The organism is uncultured Shimia sp. (genome assembly GCF_913054185.1).
Taxonomy (GTDB): domain Bacteria; phylum Pseudomonadota; class Alphaproteobacteria; order Rhodobacterales; family Rhodobacteraceae; genus Shimia.
Genome location: NZ_CAJXIV010000048.1, coordinates 1 through 15,377, shown reverse-complemented (window position 1 = coordinate 15,377; position 15,377 = coordinate 1). Strand labels below are relative to the sequence as shown.

Here is a 15,377-nt window from a genome sequence, read left to right as displayed (position 1 = left end):
CTTGGCAGATTGGGCAGCGAATACAAGTGCAGCGCGAGAGGAGGGTATTGAGAGGGGGAGTAAGGTAGAGTTTGTTTAGGCAGGCGTGGGATGTGTCCAATTGAGCAAAAGAGTAGAGCGTCGCAAGGAGACGGTCGGGGGTGGGAAACCGGGGTATTGAATATGCGGAGAAGACCTTGCCACGGTGCGGTTGTGCCTGAGGCATACTTTGTGCGCTAAGTTGCCTTCGAGGCGCTTCGACTAAACGCGTCTTCTGAGGCATGATTCCTACAATTCCAACCAACGGTCAGGATCAAAAGAATTGCTCGCATGGCTTAGCCGCCACGCAAGCAATTCTGGGCGTTCTTGTCATCGCCCGCCTGAATGTCAGTCCCCAAGTCTTTCAAACTGACAGGTGAAATGGCGCATTAAATCGGGTTGTCTGGTGATCTGAAATCCCTTCAGGCTGTCCTTGTGCTCCACCAATTCTTCGAACACCTCTACCAAATAGTCTGCATGGCTTTGGGTGTAGGTCCGTCTTGGGATGGCGAGGCGGACAAGATCCATGGCTGCGGGTGTTTCGGTTCCATCTGGATGTGCCCCAAACATAACGGTCCCGATCTCGCATCCGCGAATGCCGCCCAATTCATAAAGTGCGACGGCCAAAGCCTGTCCCGGATATTGCAGCGGAGGGATATGAGGCAGCCAGGAGCGGGCGTCAATGAACACGGCGTGCCCACCGGCAGGTTTCACCACGGGGATGCCGAGTGCATCCAACTTGTCTACAATGTAGGTGTTGGTCCGAATGCGGTAGCGCAAGTAATCCTCGTCCACAATCTCGGTCAGACCTTGTGCCAGGGCCTCCAGATCGCGCCCTGCCAGACCGCCGTAGGTCGGAAACCCTTCGGTCCGGATCAAGTGGTTGCGGGCTTGGTCAGCCAGATCATCATCGTTTAATGCCAACCATCCACCGATATTGCCGAAGGCATCTTTCTTGGCGCTCATGGTCATTCCGTCGGCGACGGCAAAACAGTCGCGCACAATATCGGTGATCGAGCGGCTGGTCTGGCCTTCTTCGCGTTGTTTGATGAACCATGCGTTTTCTGCAAAACGGCACCCATCAATGAAAAACGGCTTGCCAAATTTGCGCGCCAGAGCGGCGGTCGCGCGGATGTTTTCCAGGCTGACGGGTTGGCCACCACCTGCATTGTTGGTGATGGTGATCATCACGCAAGGCACCGTGTCGCCGTGTTCCTGCAGATAAGTCTCAAGCCGGGCCAAATCCATATTGCCCTTGAATGGGTGCAGATTGGAGGGGTCGAGACCTTCGGCGATCACCAGATCGTGGCCTTCTGCGCCCGACGCTTCGATGTTGCCGCGCGTGGTGTCAAAATGCGTGTTGTTCGGGATGTTTTTTCCGGTGCCGCCAAACATCGAAAACAAGATTGCTTCGGCGGCGCGGCCCTGGTGGGTGGGAATGACATGTTTGAACGGCATAAGATTTTTTACAGCCGCCTGGAACCGATAGAACGATGGCGATCCAGCATAGCTTTCATCACCGCGCATAACGGCCGACCATTGGGTTGCGCTCATTGCGCCCGTGCCGCTGTCGGTCAGAAGATCAATCAACACGTCGTCTGATTGCAGGCTAAAGAGGTTGAAATGTGCGTCCTTGATCAAGGCTTTTCGCTCATCGCGCGTGGTCATGCGGATAGGTTCAACCGATTTGATGCGGAATGGTTCGATGATAGTTTTCATTACAGGGCTCCTGAATTTCGGCCCTGTAGGTATCGTGGCAACACTTACACGAAAGGGCCGAAGCGCTGCGGTTGTCCATTACGGACCGCGCTCAGCGCCCAATCTGTTGCGCTTCATTTTTGAAGTGATCCTGGGTGGGCTCGCAAGGGGGCAAATTGCCGCGACCTTCGTGGTTCAGTAGGCCGTTTTTGTATTCCCATTTTTGACCGAGTTTCTGTGTACGGCCTTATGGCGGCTCACTTGGCATCTGCCTGTTCTGCTTACAGTTGATGGGTTTGCGATGTCGGTTTTCTTGGTCAAAAGAAAATACCCATATCAACAAAAAGGCGCCCCAAAATGAGGCGCCTTTTCAATGGGATATGCGTCGACCTTACAGCAGGTCTTTGACCTTTTGGGCCACGTTTGTTGCGGTGATGCCGAACTTTTCGAACAGCTCACCAGCCGGTGCAGAGGCACCAAAACCGTCCATGCCAACAAAGTCGGACTTGCCTGGACGGGCGCGTTCACCCAAGAGCCACTGATCCCAGCCGCCGTTGCGCACGGCTGCTTCGACACCCACACGCACAGCAGCACCTGCTGGCAGCACCTTGCGGCGGTAGTCTTCGTCCTGAGCAGCAAACAGCTCCATACATGGCATGGAGACCACGCGGGTGCCGATGCCGTCAGCTTCCAAGAGCGCCTTGGCTTCCATGGCGAGGGAGACCTCAGAGCCTGTCGCGATCAGGATGGCTTGACGCTTGCCTTCGGCTTCCGCGAGGACATAGCCGCCTTGAGCGGTCAGGTTCTTGAGCTTGTGCTCGGTGCGCAGCGTTGGCAGATTCTGACGGGTCAGCGCCATGACTGAAGGGGTGTCCTTGGAGGTCAGGGCAATTTCCCAGGCCTCGGCAGTTTCCACGGAGTCCGCTGGGCGGAACACATAGGTGTTTGGCGTCGCGCGACAGATTGCGAGATGCTCCACCGGCTGGTGGGTTGGGCCATCTTCGCCCACGCCGATGCTGTCATGGGTCATGACAAATACGGTTGGGATTTTGGACAATGCGGCCAGACGCATGGACGGGCGCGCGTAGTCGGTGAAGCAGAAGAAGGTGCCGCCGTAGGGGCGGATACCGCCGTGCAGCGCCATGCCGTTCATTGCTGCCGCCATACCGTGCTCGCGGATGCCCCAGTAGACGTAGCGACCTTTGCGGTTGTCGGTGTCAAACACACCCAGATCAGCTGTCAACGTGTTGTTGGAGCCGGTCAGGTCAGCAGAGCCACCCACAGTTTCTGGCATGATCGGGTTGATCGCGGCCAGCGCCATTTCGGAAGACTTCCGGGTGGCAACCTTGGGCTGATCCTCAGAAATCTGCTTTTTCAAGGCTTTGATGGTGGCCGACAGCTTGTTTGGCACATCCAAAGCATAGGCGCGGTTGAAGCGGTCCTGTTTCTGTTTGGAGGCTTCGGCAAAGCGGGCTTCCCAAGCTTCACGGTCCGCAGCACCACGGGCGCCGATGGCTTCCCATTGGGCTTTGACGTCAGCAGGCACTTCAAACGGCGCGGAGGTCCAGCCGTAGCCTTCTTTGGCCGTTTTCATCTGATCAGCGTCGGTCAGCGCGCCGTGGCCTTTGGAGGTGTCCTGCGCGGCGTGGCCAATCGCGATGTGCGTTTTGCATGCAATCATCGACGGCTTGTTGGTTTTCTTGGCGGCTTCGATCGCAACGTCAATCGCGTCGGCGTCGTGGCCGTCAATCTCTTGCACGTGCCAGCCGGAGGCTTTGAAGCGTTTGACCTGATCGGTGCGATCAGACAGCTCCACGGTGCCGTCGATGGTGATGTTGTTGTTGTCCCAGAAGACAATCAAGTTGCCCAGGGAGTGGCGACCGGCCAGGCCGATGGCTTCTTGAGAGAGACCTTCCATCAGGCAACCGTCACCGGCAATCACATAGGTTTTGTGATCCACCAGCTTGCGGCTGTACTGCGCGCGCTGCATTTCTTCTGCCATGGCAAAACCCACGGCGTTTGCGATGCCTTGACCCAATGGGCCGGTGGTGGTTTCCACGGCATCCAACAGGAAGTTTTCCGGATGGCCTGCGGTCAATGCGCCCATCTGGCGGAAATTCTTCACCTGATCCTGAGTGACCTGTTTGTCGCCCATGAGATAGAGCAGCGAGTAGATCAACATGGAGCCGTGGCCGGCGGACAGGATGAAACGGTCACGATCCGGCCAGTTTGGCGCCGCGACGTCAAATTTCATGTGCTTTTCAAACAGCACAGTGGCCACATCAGCCATGCCCATTGGCATGCCGGAGTGACCGGAGTTGGCAGCAGCAACCGCATCCAGCGTCAGGGCGCGAATGGCGGCGGCTTTCATCCAATGTTCTGGGTTCTTTTCACGCAGTGCGGCGATGTCCACGGATGCGCTCCTTCGTCTAAAGGGTTGGGTTGTCGGCTGCATAGCAGTTTCGCGGCCAATAGCAAGCTGGCAAGGCCGTTGGCGGCGATTTTGCCCGGTTTTGGCGTGATGGCCTCCCGCCGATTTGGGGCGCATTTTGCAATTTCAGCGGCTAATATCAGGCCATTGAGCGTCGTTCTTTGATTCGTTAAGAAAGAATGGCGCGCAAAAGAACGCGGGTCATTAAGAACCGGACCGGAAAGGACGAGGCATATGAGCGATATCAGCGAACTGGAAGGCAGGCTGACCGCAGCGCTGGAACGCATTGCGCGAGGTGTGGACGGTATGCAGGCGGCGGTTGCTGAGCCTGATGAGGGCGAAGACGTCCAGGCATTGCGTCGGGCATTGGAGAATGAAGCGCTGGTGACGGCGCAAATGGAAGAGCGTGTGCGGGCGTTGACCGCGCGGCAGACCGAGCTTGAAGAAGAGCTGGGTGCGGCGCAAACCGCCAAGACGGACGCAGAAGATGCGCTGAAGACCGCAGAGAGCAAAGCGGAAGACACCAGCGCAGCCTTGCTCACGGCCGAAGCACGGGCGGAAGCGGCAGAAACTGCAGCTGGCGCTGCGGCAGATGCGGCCGAAGCGGCTGCGGAGGCAGCTGACACCAAGGTGGCGGCTGAGGACGCGCCGGCACAGGACGCGGCTTTGGCAGCTGATGTGGAACAAAACCGTGTGATGTTGGCTGAGCTGGGCAAGCGGCTGCGCCGGCTACGCCAGATGGCGCGACGCGAACGCTCTGCCAACCAAGTGTTGCGTGAGCAGGTCGAGAAAGACGGCATGGTGGATCCGTCTGCGGTGAATGGCGCGCTGAAAGCTGATCTTGATACATTGAGCGCATTGCGCGAAGCGGAGAGCGCAGAAACAGCTGTGATTTTGGCAGAGCTGCGCCCGTTAGTACATGGCATGGCAGTCGCCGCGCCGGAAGCGGACGTGGAAGGCAGTGATGCCGCGCCGGAAGAGGTCTCGGTTGAGGCTGCGGAGCCGCTTGCAGACAAGGTTGAAGACAGCAAAGAAACGGGAGACGCCTGATGCCTGAAGTACAAATTGAAATTGGCGGCCGGGTTTTTGAAGTGGCCTGTCAGGACGGAGAACAGCATTTCCTGAGGGCAGCAGCCCAGATGGTGGATGAACAGGCGCGGGTGCTTGTTGGGCAAGCCGGACGCATTCCTGAGGCGCGGATGTTGCTTATGTCAGGCCTGATGTTGGCTGACAAAACCGCTGGTCTGGAAGATCAGCTGCGCGATGCGGAAGCCAAGATTGCGGCGCGGGAAAAGGAAATCCAGGCATTGCACGAGGCCCCAAAAGCGGAACCGGCCAAGGTGGAAGTGCCCACCATTCCAGAAGAGGTGACGCAGACGCTGGCCGAGATGGCGGCGCGGGCAGAGAGCCTTGCGGATCTGGTAGAGGAAAAAGCGGCGGGGTGAACCTGCGCGCTTAAGGCGCCAAAGCCAAAAGAACAGCGTATCAAATAACAAAAGCCCCGCCAAATTAGCGGGGCTTTTCAATTGGGTGTGGTGCAAAGCTTAGGCGTTGGCTTCGCGAATTTTATCGGCGGCGTCTTTGTCAAAGGACATGCCGTTGTCGGTAAACAGAGTGTCGAGCTCGCCGGACAGGGTCATTTCGGTGATGATGTCACAGCCACCAACAAACTCACCTTTGATGTAAAGCTGAGGAATGGTGGGCCAGTCGGAGTACTCTTTGATGCCTTGACGAATTTCTTCGTCAGCCAGCACGTTCACATCGGCGTAGTCCACAGCCATGTAGTTTAGCACGCCCGCCACGCGGGAGGAGAAACCGCACTGAGGCATGTCTTTGGTGCCCTTCATGAACAGCACCATGTCGTTGGCTTTTACAATTTCGTCGATGCGGGTTTTTACGTCGTCAGTCATCTTTGTGTCCTTTGTGGCGTCAGCTTGATCGGCTGCGCTTGGTGTTTTCTTTTTCCAGCCGGTCGTTTTTGGCAACCAAGGCGGTCATGCTGTGATCTTCATTGGCATGATGGCGCACGTCGCTGGACTTTGGTTTCATCGACGAAAGGGACGTTCGCCGGTTGCGTTTGAGATAGATCTCTGCCGCGATGGCGACAACCACCAAGCCAATGATGCCAAAGGTTATGGTAGCAATCGACGGCATCACTCCGGCGCTTTGGTGGTGAGCGCGAGGGCATGTAACTCACCGGTGGCGCCGTCCATTTTGCCTTTTAGTGCGGCATAAACAGCGCGCTGCTGTTGCACGCGGTTTTTGCCGCGGAAGCTTTCGTCAATCACCATCGCGGACATATGCACGCCGTCGGTGCCGCCCACTTGGATGTCGGCGTCCGGGAAGGTCTCGCGCAGGAGGTCCTCGATTTCATGGGCGGTCATTGGCATGGTCGGCTATTCCTTTGTGTCGTTGCCCAAAAATGTAGGCTTTGGCATTGGGGTCTGCAAGGCGGTTTCGACGCGGTGCGCGTAATGTCACACAAATGGTGCCAGCGATTGCAGGTAGGCGGGCACGTCCGCTAGGGCGTCCTGGACCTCGGGGTCTTCAAAGTCATGCACCGATTTGGGAACATCAGGGCAGAGCGCTGTTGTGAGGGACAGAGCTTGGCGCTTGGCGCTCTCGGGGATGGGCAAGCGGCTGGCTTCTTGCAGAAGCAGCAGCGCTTCGTGGATTGGGCGCAGAACGCGCAGGGCGTAGGTCATATGCTCCAAAAGGTCGGGATCATCGCGCCAGGTTTCGCCGTCAAACAGCTCTTGGGTGACGCGCTGCCCAGCCCCTGCACATTGGTAAGCGACGCAGCCGCCAAAACCTTTGGGCAAGAGATCGGCGTGGATTGTGCAGTTGAGGCAGCCGTCCGAGAGGTTGGGGCAGGGGCTGTCCGCGCGTTTGAGCAGCGCGAAGTCTTCGTCTGCGTCAAACGGATAAGCGACACAGCAGAGCGCCGCGCATTTGCTGCAATCGTCTGTGAGTGTGGGCAGGGTGACGGGCAATGTCATGGCAAAAGGCCTGCGTCAGTCTTCATAAATGTCGATCGGCATTCTGGAGGTTTTATACAGCACCAGCAAGGAGGTGATGCCCCAGCCATAGGCCATAATGCGTGTGCCAAGTTCCAGGTAACCATGGTGCCATTCCGGGCGGAACACGGAGCGGGGAATAATCTCTTCCGTGCAGGACACGTCTGACGCCATGCGCAGCAAAACGTCATTGCCGTAATAAATGGCCACAAAAACCAGCGCGCAGAGCATAGGGAGCGCCGAAAGACGCCAGGGGGTTTCGGCAAAACGATGCGCGATGACCAACCCCGGCGCGTGGATCAGAACCGCAAAAATTGAGACCTTGGCGGCAAAAACTGCGGTGCGGGATACATAGTCGGGCGCACAGAAATCAACCGCAATGCTGCTGGTGTGGGTGGCCAACAATAGGGTGTAGGCAATGCAAAACACGCCGATCTGCGACAGGATGTAGAAGATCGGCGCGTTGGCTTTCATTTAGGCGACTGCGGCGGCAAAGCTGCTGCGGAACGTGGCGGAAAGTTCTTCCAACGGGGCCTCGGAGGTGCCAAATTTCACAGTGTCGCCGGTGAACTTGCCAACAGAAGTGATGGTCACGCCTGCTTTCGCCGCGTTGATCATCAGCGCCTCTGCCTGATCGAAGTTACAGGCCACCAGGTAACGGGCCTGATCTTCGCCAAACAAGGTTGGGGTATCGTCCATGTCGATTTGAACACCCACGCCCGCAGCTTCGGCCATTTCGAAGGCCGCCAGAGCCAGACCGCCGTCTGCGAGGTCGGTGCAGGCTTTGATCCAGTCGCGGTTGTTGCGGATGAATTCGCCGTTTTTGCGTTCCGCTTCAAGATCCACATGCGGCGCGTCACCTTCTTCGCGGTTGAAGACTTCAGCCAACAAAGCGGATTGTCCGAGGTGGCCCTCGGTGTCGCCAATTAACAGGGCGACGTGGCCATCACGTGCCTCGCCCAAGATTGGCTCTTCGCCAGCGGCAATCAGGCCAACCGCGCCAATGGTTGGGGTAGGCAGAATGCCGGATCCGTCTGTTTCGTTGTAGAGCGACACGTTGCCAGAGACGATGGGCATGTCGAGCGCGGCCACAGCTTCACCGATGCCTTTGATGGCGCCTACAAACTGGCCCATGATCTCAGGTTTTTCCGGATTGCCGAAGTTCAGGTTGTCGGTTGTGGCCAGCGGCTTTGCACCCACAGAGGACAAGTTGCGGAAGGCTTCGGCCACGGCCTGTTTGCCGCCTTCGATTGGATTGGCTTTTACGTAGCGCGGGGTCACGTCGGAGGTGAAAGCCAGCTTTTTGTCGGTGCCGTGTACACGGATCACGCCGGAACCCATGCCGGGACACTGGGCGGTGTCACCCATCACGGTGGTGTCATATTGCTCATAGACCCACTGTTTGCCCGCGTAGTTGGGCGACGTGATCAGGCCTTTGAGGCCGTCGATGGCGTCAATCTGGGGCACGTCTGCCAGTTCTTCAGCAGCGGGTGTTTCGACCCATGGGCGATCATACTCTGGCGCGCGGCCGGACAGAGGAGACAATGGCAGATCGGCTTTGACTTCGCCGTTGTGCAGGATCAAGAAGCGGTCTTCAGCGACGGTTTCGCCAACGATGGCAAAGTCCAGATCCCATTTGGTGAACACGGCACGGGCTTCGGCCTCAAGCTCTGGGTTGAGCACCATCAACATGCGTTCTTGGGACTCAGACAGCATCATCTCATAAGCTGTCATGTTGTCTTCGCGCTGTGGCACGTCTTCGAGGTTGAGCTTCACGCCCAACTTGCCTTTGTCGCCCATTTCCACAGCGGAGCATGTCAGTCCAGCGGCGCCCATATCCTGAATGGAAACCACCGCACCGGTCTGCATCAGCTCAAGTGTGGCCTCCATCAGACGTTTCTCGGTGAAGGGGTCACCAACCTGAACGGTGGGGCGTTTTTCTTCGATGGTGTCGTCAAATTCGGCAGAGGCCATGGTGGCGCCACCGACGCCGTCACGGCCGGTTTTGGCGCCGAGGTAAACCACAGGCATGCCGATGCCGGAGGCGGCGGAGTAGAAGATGCTGTCGGTTTTGGCCAAACCGGCTGCAAAGGCGTTCACAAGGCAGTTGCCGTTATACGCCGGGTGGAAGCGCACTTCACCACCCACGGTTGGCACGCCAAAACAGTTGCCGTAGCCGCCCACGCCTTCAACAACGCCGTTCACCAGCTGTGTGGTTTTGTGGTGGTCTGGTTCGCCGAAGCTGAGCGAGTTCATTGCCGCCACGGGACGGGCGCCCATGGTGAAGACATCCCGCAGAATGCCACCAACACCGGTGGCGGCGCCTTGGTAAGGTTCGATGTAAGACGGGTGGTTGTGGCTTTCCATTTTGAAAACAACCGCATCGCCGTCGCCGATGTCCACGATGCCAGCGTTTTCGCCTGGGCCGCAGATCACCTGTGGTCCTTCGGTGGGAAGGGTGCGCAGCCATTTTTTGGAAGATTTGTAAGAGCAGTGCTCGTTCCACATCGCAGAGAAAATACCCAGCTCTGTGAAAGTCGGCTCGCGACCAATGATCTCCAGGATCAGGTTGTATTCGTCAGGCTTCAGTCCATGAGCTTCGATGAGATCGGTGGTGATGGCCGGTTCCTGCATGTCGCGAGAGTCCCCAAAATAAACAGCAATTGGGGGGCTTTTAGGACAGGCAGGGCAAAAGGGGAAGGCTTAAGGCAGGGGAATTGTGACAAGCGGGGCGGAATGTCCCGTTAATGGCGCGTCTTGTCGCTGGGACGAGCGTCGGGTCAGAAGCGTTGGCCCACATAGATGTAGAGAAGGTCCTCTTTGCGGTCGTTGTAGGACATGTCCACGGAAAACACGGCTTTGAACTTTTTGGAGAGTTGGAACCGCAGACCAAGCCCGCCCGCGTAGCGCACGTCGGTGTCGCCAATGGCCCCCAGGCTGCTGCCGGTGTTGCCAAATCCGCCAAAAGCGACAGCAGAAAAACGTCCGCTGAACTGGTGGCGGTATTCGCCTTGTGCTGAGAGCAGCGCGTCATTGAGAAATTCGGTGGGGCTGAAGCCGCGAAATCCATCTGTGCCGCCCAGAGAACATTGATCAAAGAAGGGCGTGTCGTTGCTTGTGGCGCAGCTGGCAAAGCGCATAGCGATGCTGTTGGCGTCGCCAATTGGCAGGTAGTGGTTGTAGGTCACCACGGCCTTGCTGTAATCGCGCCCACTGTGGTTGAGGATTTGGCCGTAGGTCAAGGCGCCGTCGAGCAGGTGGCCATTGCGAGCCGAAAAATCGTCGTCGCGGGTGTCCCATTTGGCAAGCAGGCTAAACGTGCCCACTTCGAGGTGGCCTTCGGGCAAGGGTGGGAGGCCTGTGCCGGAGCTGTCATACCCCAGGGTGGTGTCGAGATAGCGCATCGAGGCGCCAAACAGCAGGTCAGAGTTTATACCGCGAAGGGCGCTGAGGTTGACGATGTCACCGGTTTGTCGAACAGGCACCGGGGTGCCGCCGATGTAGAGATCATAGAAGCCTTCGGCTTGGCCTAAGCTGGCGCCGACCTGCCAGCGGTTTTCATCCCAGACAAACTTACCACCAAGCCCGTAAGCGTTGGTGCCATTGTCTGAGCGCATCACGCCAAAGCCAAGGATGGAGGTGTCGCTGCCCTCATCGATGTTGAAAAGGTAGCCGCCGCCGAGCACAAGACCTGCGCCAATCAGCACGTTTTTGAATGGCACTGGCGCAACCACAACAGAACCGTTGCCAAAGCCAATCAAAGTGTCATCGGTGCGGGCGTCATCAAGAGAGCCACTCACCATGTCGTCGGCAAACGGGTCAGCCTGAGCGACGGAGAACGACAAGAAGGTCGCAAGCGCAGCGCCCGGAATAATCCGGGCGGCTGCTTTGGTGTATGTGGCAAGAAGTTCCGTCATGGTCTGTCCTTTGTGGGGCGGGATCAATCCGGCCCTTTGGAAGGCTCGGTAGCAGCTTGCTCTTCCTGCTGCTGGGCAGCGGCCGCCGCTGCGGCGGTGAGGGCGGCTTGATCTTTCTCGGGCAGATCTTTGGCACCGTCCGGTAAGGCCACACGCACCTCGCGGCGGGCAAAATCGATGCCGGCAGCGTTGAACTCGGATTTCACCCGGTTGTAGATCTCCTTGCGGATCATGAATTGTTTGCCGGGTTTGGCCATGAATTTACCGCGGATAATCATACCCACGTCATCAAAGTCAAACACACCCTGAGATTTGAACGGCTGCAGGAAATCGTCTTTGTAGAGCTCTTCCACCAGCATTTCCTGACCAATCTTTTTGAAGATCTTTTTGACCTGATTGGGGTTGGTGTCAAATGGCACGGTGAACTTGAGCTTCATGATCACCCAGTCACGGGAATAGTTCGTGAGTTTGGGGATTTCACCATATGGAATGGTGTGCACAGGACCGCGGTGGTGGCGCAGTTGCATCGAGCGGATCGAGATTTTCTCAACCGCGCCCATGGTGCCTTCGATTTCGACATATTCACCCACGCGGAAGGCATCATCCACTAGGAAGAACACACCGGAAACCACATCGGTGACCAGTTTCTGCGCGCCAAAACCAATTGCCAAGCCGGCAATACCAGCACCAGCCAGAAGGGGTGTGATGTCCACGCCAAGGTTGCCAATGGCCAACAATGCAAAGACCACGATGATTGCGCCTTGGGCAGTGACCAAGGTGAGTGGCAGCACGGTAGAGAGCCGCGACGCACCAGCGCCGCCCATTTCGTCGCCACCGGCGTCGTCCTGGGTCATGCCAAGTGCGGTCATTTCTGCGGCGAGGCGGCGGTTGATGTAGAGGCTCATTGCCTCATAAACCACATAGCCAACAATCACTGTCATGGCGAAGCTGAACAGATTGTCGCCGATTCCTGCGCTCTCTTGCAGCAAGCTCATAAGTGACACGTTCCAGGTGCGCGTGATGATCACCAGGACGGCCCCAACAGCGATCACACGGCCAATGCGCACATAGCTGCGTTTGGTGGCGATATGAGCCTCTTCGGCAATTTTGCCTTCGCCCTGCATTGGGGGCACCAAATGGCGCACCAATCCGCGGATGCCGGTGTCGATCACGGGGGCAATCAACAGCCAGAACATGGTGGTGTAATGCGCGCCGCCAAGTAGAAGCTGAACTTTGCCCAAGCCAATCAAAGTGGAGACCAGAACCCAAGTTGCGCCGGCAACAGCCATGGCAAAGAAGGGGTAGCCGCGGGCAAGAGCCTCGTCAAATTCGGTGCGGTCGGGATCATCTCCGCGCATCATGTCGCTGAGGCCTTCGCGGGCGGTCCAGGCAACATACGCGATGTAGACATAAACCAGGGAATCGAGCCAGAAACCGATGCGCGTTTCGCCTGGTGCGACGCCATTCATTCCGTTGAACAGGACAACAAAGATGGTCGCTCCACCCAGGGTCACGATGCCAATGATATGGCGGTGAATAAACGCAGCCCAATGATCGCTGACATTCACCAGGCGCAGATCCGGACGATTGGGGGCCATCAGGAAGCGAGAGAATGCGGCGGCGATGCGCGGCATCCAGATCATGTAACCGATAAACGGGGCAACAAAAGTGACTTGCTGGGCATCCAAAACGGTGCGGCCAAGGGTGCGTACAGTGATATAGAAGATCACCAACCCAAAGATTTCCCGCAGGAAGCGTTTGAAGAGGAAGGTCAATGATTCACGGAGTGTTGCTCCGCTTTCAGCGGCCTCCGGGTTGCGCACTTTGATGATCCAAGTGCGCACCGCGTATTCGACGCCAAGACCAACAGCGAGCAACAAAGCCGTAAGCCCAAAGAGTGTCAGCACTCCGCCCAAACCTCCGTGGGTCTCACCAAAGGCTTTGAACGCTTGAACTTGTGCAGGGATCAAAGCCGGGAGAGTGCGAACGGCACCCAAAAGAGGCTGGGAGAAGGCCTGCCACAAGGCGGTCCCGCGTTCCACGAGACTCTTGGGAGTGCCTTGCACGGCTTCTGCCGCAGCGACGGCGTCCAGTCGATCCAACAACACCGCGCGGACTTCGTCATCGGACATACGAGCCACCATCGCGTTAATGGCGTCCGTTGTCATGTCTTCGGGGTTGATTTCTGCTGCTTCAGAGGGGCTGGAGGATAAGGTGGTGAGTGGCACGCCTTGGGCCTGCGCCATTGTCATTGTTGTGACGCATAAGGAGAGCGTCAGAAGAATGCTCGAAACGATATGTCTCATAAGGTACTCTACAATCAAAAAAAGGTTTAAACCAAAGAGATAACTTTTAGGTGAGTAGGTCAAGCAGTGTTCGCCTTGCAAAACAATCGCGAACGGCTGATTTCAGATTCTGAAATGGCAAAAAAAAGGGCCGAGCATTAAGCTCGGCCTTAGTCCAACAGGGAGGTGAAGGTGATGAGCGTATAAGCAATCATCGCCTTCAAGAGATGAATTAGTAGTCAGTTTGTGAACCTTCAAGGGATATTCTGTCGCAGGTGCAGCATGTCCGCTATGCGCGTTTTGCATGGCTTAGGAAATGTCCTTTTCCCGCAACTGCTTGCGGTGCAAGATGATCTCTTCCTGCACAAAGTCCCGGAAGGCTGCAATACGCTTGGATTGGCGCAATTCTTCTGGGAAGGCCAAGTATACTGGGACTTCGGCTGATTCAATTTCAGGACCAACGCGCACCAGATCGGGAAAGTCCTGCATCAGATAATCCGGCAAAACACCAATACCGAGGTCGTGGCTCACCGCTTGCAGCACCCCAAAGTAGTTGTTCACATAGAGCATCTTGGTGATGTCATTGGCCAGAAGGCTGGTGACAAAGCTGGCGCCAGCCCCCACCTGCTCAGAGGTTACATTCTGGCAAATCAGGCGGTGTTCGGTGAGGTCTTTTAGGGTTTCCGGTTTGCCATGAGTTTCCAGGTAGCTCTGGGAGGCATAAAGGCGCATACGCACGCTCATCAACCGTTTGCGGATCAGGTCCGCTTGACTGGGCTCTTTCATGCGGATGGCCACATCAGCCTCGCGCATGGGCAGGTCGAGCACCTTTTCCTCCAGCATCAAGTCGATGTTGAGGTCGGGGTATTGTTCGTAGAGCTTTGCCAGGCGAGGGGCGAGCCAAAGCGTGCCAAAACCAATGGTGGTGGTGACACGCAATTCGCCAAACACTTCCTCTTCGCTGTCGCGTATGCGGGCGGAGGCGGCGTCCAGGCGCTTGTTCATCGCCGTGGTGGCATCAAACAGCAGTTCACCTTGTTCGGTCAGGATCAAACCGCGGGCGTGGCGGTGGAACAAGGTGGTGTTCAGGCTTTCCTCTAGCGCGCGGACTTGCCGGGACACGGCCGACTGCGACAAATGCAATACGTCGCCAGCATGCGTGAGGCTGCCAGCGTCGGCAACCGCGTGAAAAATCCTGAGCTTGTCCCAGTCCATGTTGGCTCCGTTTTTCTGTTGTGTCTCATGTGGTTAGTTCTCAGTCAAAGAAAATCGTGTCCACACGAGCGGATGGAGGGCGGTCTTACGCCCTTAGGATGGTGAGCGAAAGTGAAGTTTTAGCAAAAAATCAGCTACTTGGAAGGAAACCTATCCGAATGGGCAGGCGGATTACCCCACAAGGAGAGGTGTCAAAAAACTTGGCATAGGGAGTTTGAAATTTGATCAAACAGATTTTGGTTCCAAATAAGGGGGTCCTAGCGTGGTTTGATCAAATAGGGGTTTGGTTTTTCGGGGAAATTCAATGTTCGGTAAGTTTTGGTTTACGTTTGGTTAGGATGCGGCTGTCACAAGCATTGTATCCAATAAGCGAGGCAACAATGCGGGCATTTTCAAGGATTAAAGCCAAGCTCCGGTGGCACCATATGGTGCACGGCGGTATTTTCCTATTTGCGCTCGTTTTGTTTCCAATCCTCGGTGAATATGAGCTCTTTGAGGAGTTCTACGAGTACAGCCGCGAACATGAAGACTGGGAGCTGGATGAGCTGGCACTGCTGGTCGTTCTGTTGACTGTCGCGTTGTTATTTTCGGTAATCTATCAGGCCCGCCATTTGCGCCACATGTCTCAAGAGCGAGAAGCAATGCGCAAAAGTGCGGAGGCAAACGCCCGACATGATCCGCTCACCGGGGTGATGAACCGCCGTGCATTTAAAGAAATTGCAGACACGTTGGCTCATGCGCAAAGCAATGCGAACAAGCCCCGCTATATTGCGCTTTTGGATTTGGATAAGTTTAA

At 56.7% G+C, this 15,377-nt stretch carries 14 protein-coding genes; 3 read left to right on the top strand and 11 right to left on the bottom strand.

The window, feature by feature from the left end; translation table 11 throughout:
* Positions 1–366 precede the first annotated feature (366 nt).
* Both QZ517_RS11405 and tkt read right to left on the bottom strand, forming a co-directional pair.
* The gene (locus QZ517_RS11405) at positions 367–1,737 is read right to left on the bottom strand and encodes a tryptophanase (protein WP_294226853.1); all 1,371 of its coding nucleotides are present in this window, start codon (positions 1,735–1,737) and stop codon (positions 367–369) included.
* A gap of 370 nt (positions 1,738–2,107) precedes the next feature.
* The gene (tkt, locus tag QZ517_RS11400; protein ID WP_294226849.1) at positions 2,108–4,129 is read right to left on the bottom strand and encodes a transketolase; all 2,022 of its coding nucleotides are present in this window, start codon (positions 4,127–4,129) and stop codon (positions 2,108–2,110) included.
* A gap of 252 nt (positions 4,130–4,381) precedes the next feature.
* On the opposite strand from tkt, the gene QZ517_RS11395 reads away from it, so the two are divergent.
* Complete coding sequence (locus QZ517_RS11395) at positions 4,382–5,197, top strand: hypothetical protein (RefSeq protein WP_294226846.1); 816 nt, start codon at positions 4,382–4,384, stop codon at positions 5,195–5,197.
* Positions 5,197–5,592 carry a cell division protein ZapA gene (locus QZ517_RS11390; RefSeq protein WP_283424957.1) on the top strand — a complete coding sequence of 132 codons (396 nt, stop codon included), beginning with the start codon at positions 5,197–5,199 and terminating at the stop codon, positions 5,590–5,592. The genes QZ517_RS11395 and QZ517_RS11390 overlap by 1 nt, the downstream gene beginning before the upstream one ends.
* A 99-nt stretch (positions 5,593–5,691) precedes the next feature.
* On the opposite strand, the gene grxD is transcribed toward QZ517_RS11390, so the two are convergent.
* From grxD to QZ517_RS11345, 9 genes are all read right to left on the bottom strand, one after another.
* Complete coding sequence (gene grxD / locus QZ517_RS11385; protein WP_294226838.1) at positions 5,692–6,057, bottom strand: Grx4 family monothiol glutaredoxin; 366 nt, start codon at positions 6,055–6,057, stop codon at positions 5,692–5,694.
* A gap of 19 nt (positions 6,058–6,076) precedes the next feature.
* A complete protein-coding gene (locus QZ517_RS11380) occupies positions 6,077–6,301 on the bottom strand; it encodes a hypothetical protein (protein WP_294226835.1) in 225 nt (74 codons plus the stop codon).
* On the bottom strand, positions 6,301–6,537 hold the full coding sequence (locus QZ517_RS11375; protein WP_294226832.1) for a BolA/IbaG family iron-sulfur metabolism protein: 237 nt from the start codon (positions 6,535–6,537) through the stop codon (positions 6,301–6,303). The genes QZ517_RS11380 and QZ517_RS11375 overlap by 1 nt, the downstream gene beginning before the upstream one ends.
* 87 nt (positions 6,538–6,624) lie before the next feature.
* Positions 6,625–7,146 (bottom strand): hypothetical protein, encoded by a 522-nt coding sequence (locus tag QZ517_RS11370; RefSeq protein ID WP_294226830.1) that lies wholly within the window; start codon positions 7,144–7,146, stop codon positions 6,625–6,627.
* A 15-nt stretch (positions 7,147–7,161) separates the two neighbouring features.
* Positions 7,162–7,638 (bottom strand): hypothetical protein, encoded by a 477-nt coding sequence (locus QZ517_RS11365; RefSeq protein ID WP_294226825.1) that lies wholly within the window; start codon positions 7,636–7,638, stop codon positions 7,162–7,164.
* Complete coding sequence (gene purL / locus QZ517_RS11360) at positions 7,639–9,798, bottom strand: phosphoribosylformylglycinamidine synthase subunit PurL (protein WP_294226824.1); 2,160 nt, start codon at positions 9,796–9,798, stop codon at positions 7,639–7,641. It abuts the gene before it with no gap.
* 146 nt (positions 9,799–9,944) lie between these two features.
* The gene (locus tag QZ517_RS11355; RefSeq protein ID WP_294226820.1) at positions 9,945–11,081 is read right to left on the bottom strand and encodes a BamA/TamA family outer membrane protein; all 1,137 of its coding nucleotides are present in this window, start codon (positions 11,079–11,081) and stop codon (positions 9,945–9,947) included.
* A 23-nt stretch (positions 11,082–11,104) separates the two neighbouring features.
* Positions 11,105–13,387 carry a mechanosensitive ion channel family protein gene (locus tag QZ517_RS11350; protein WP_294226817.1) on the bottom strand — a complete coding sequence of 761 codons (2,283 nt, stop codon included), beginning with the start codon at positions 13,385–13,387 and terminating at the stop codon, positions 11,105–11,107.
* 288 nt (positions 13,388–13,675) lie between these two features.
* On the bottom strand, positions 13,676–14,581 hold the full coding sequence (locus tag QZ517_RS11345) for a LysR family transcriptional regulator (protein WP_294226814.1): 906 nt from the start codon (positions 14,579–14,581) through the stop codon (positions 13,676–13,678).
* Positions 14,582–14,802: 221 nt separating this feature from the next.
* On the opposite strand from QZ517_RS11345, the gene QZ517_RS11340 reads away from it, so the two are divergent.
* Positions 14,803–15,377: GGDEF domain-containing protein (locus QZ517_RS11340; RefSeq protein WP_294226809.1), on the top strand; the 575-nt coding region annotated here is incomplete at its 3' end.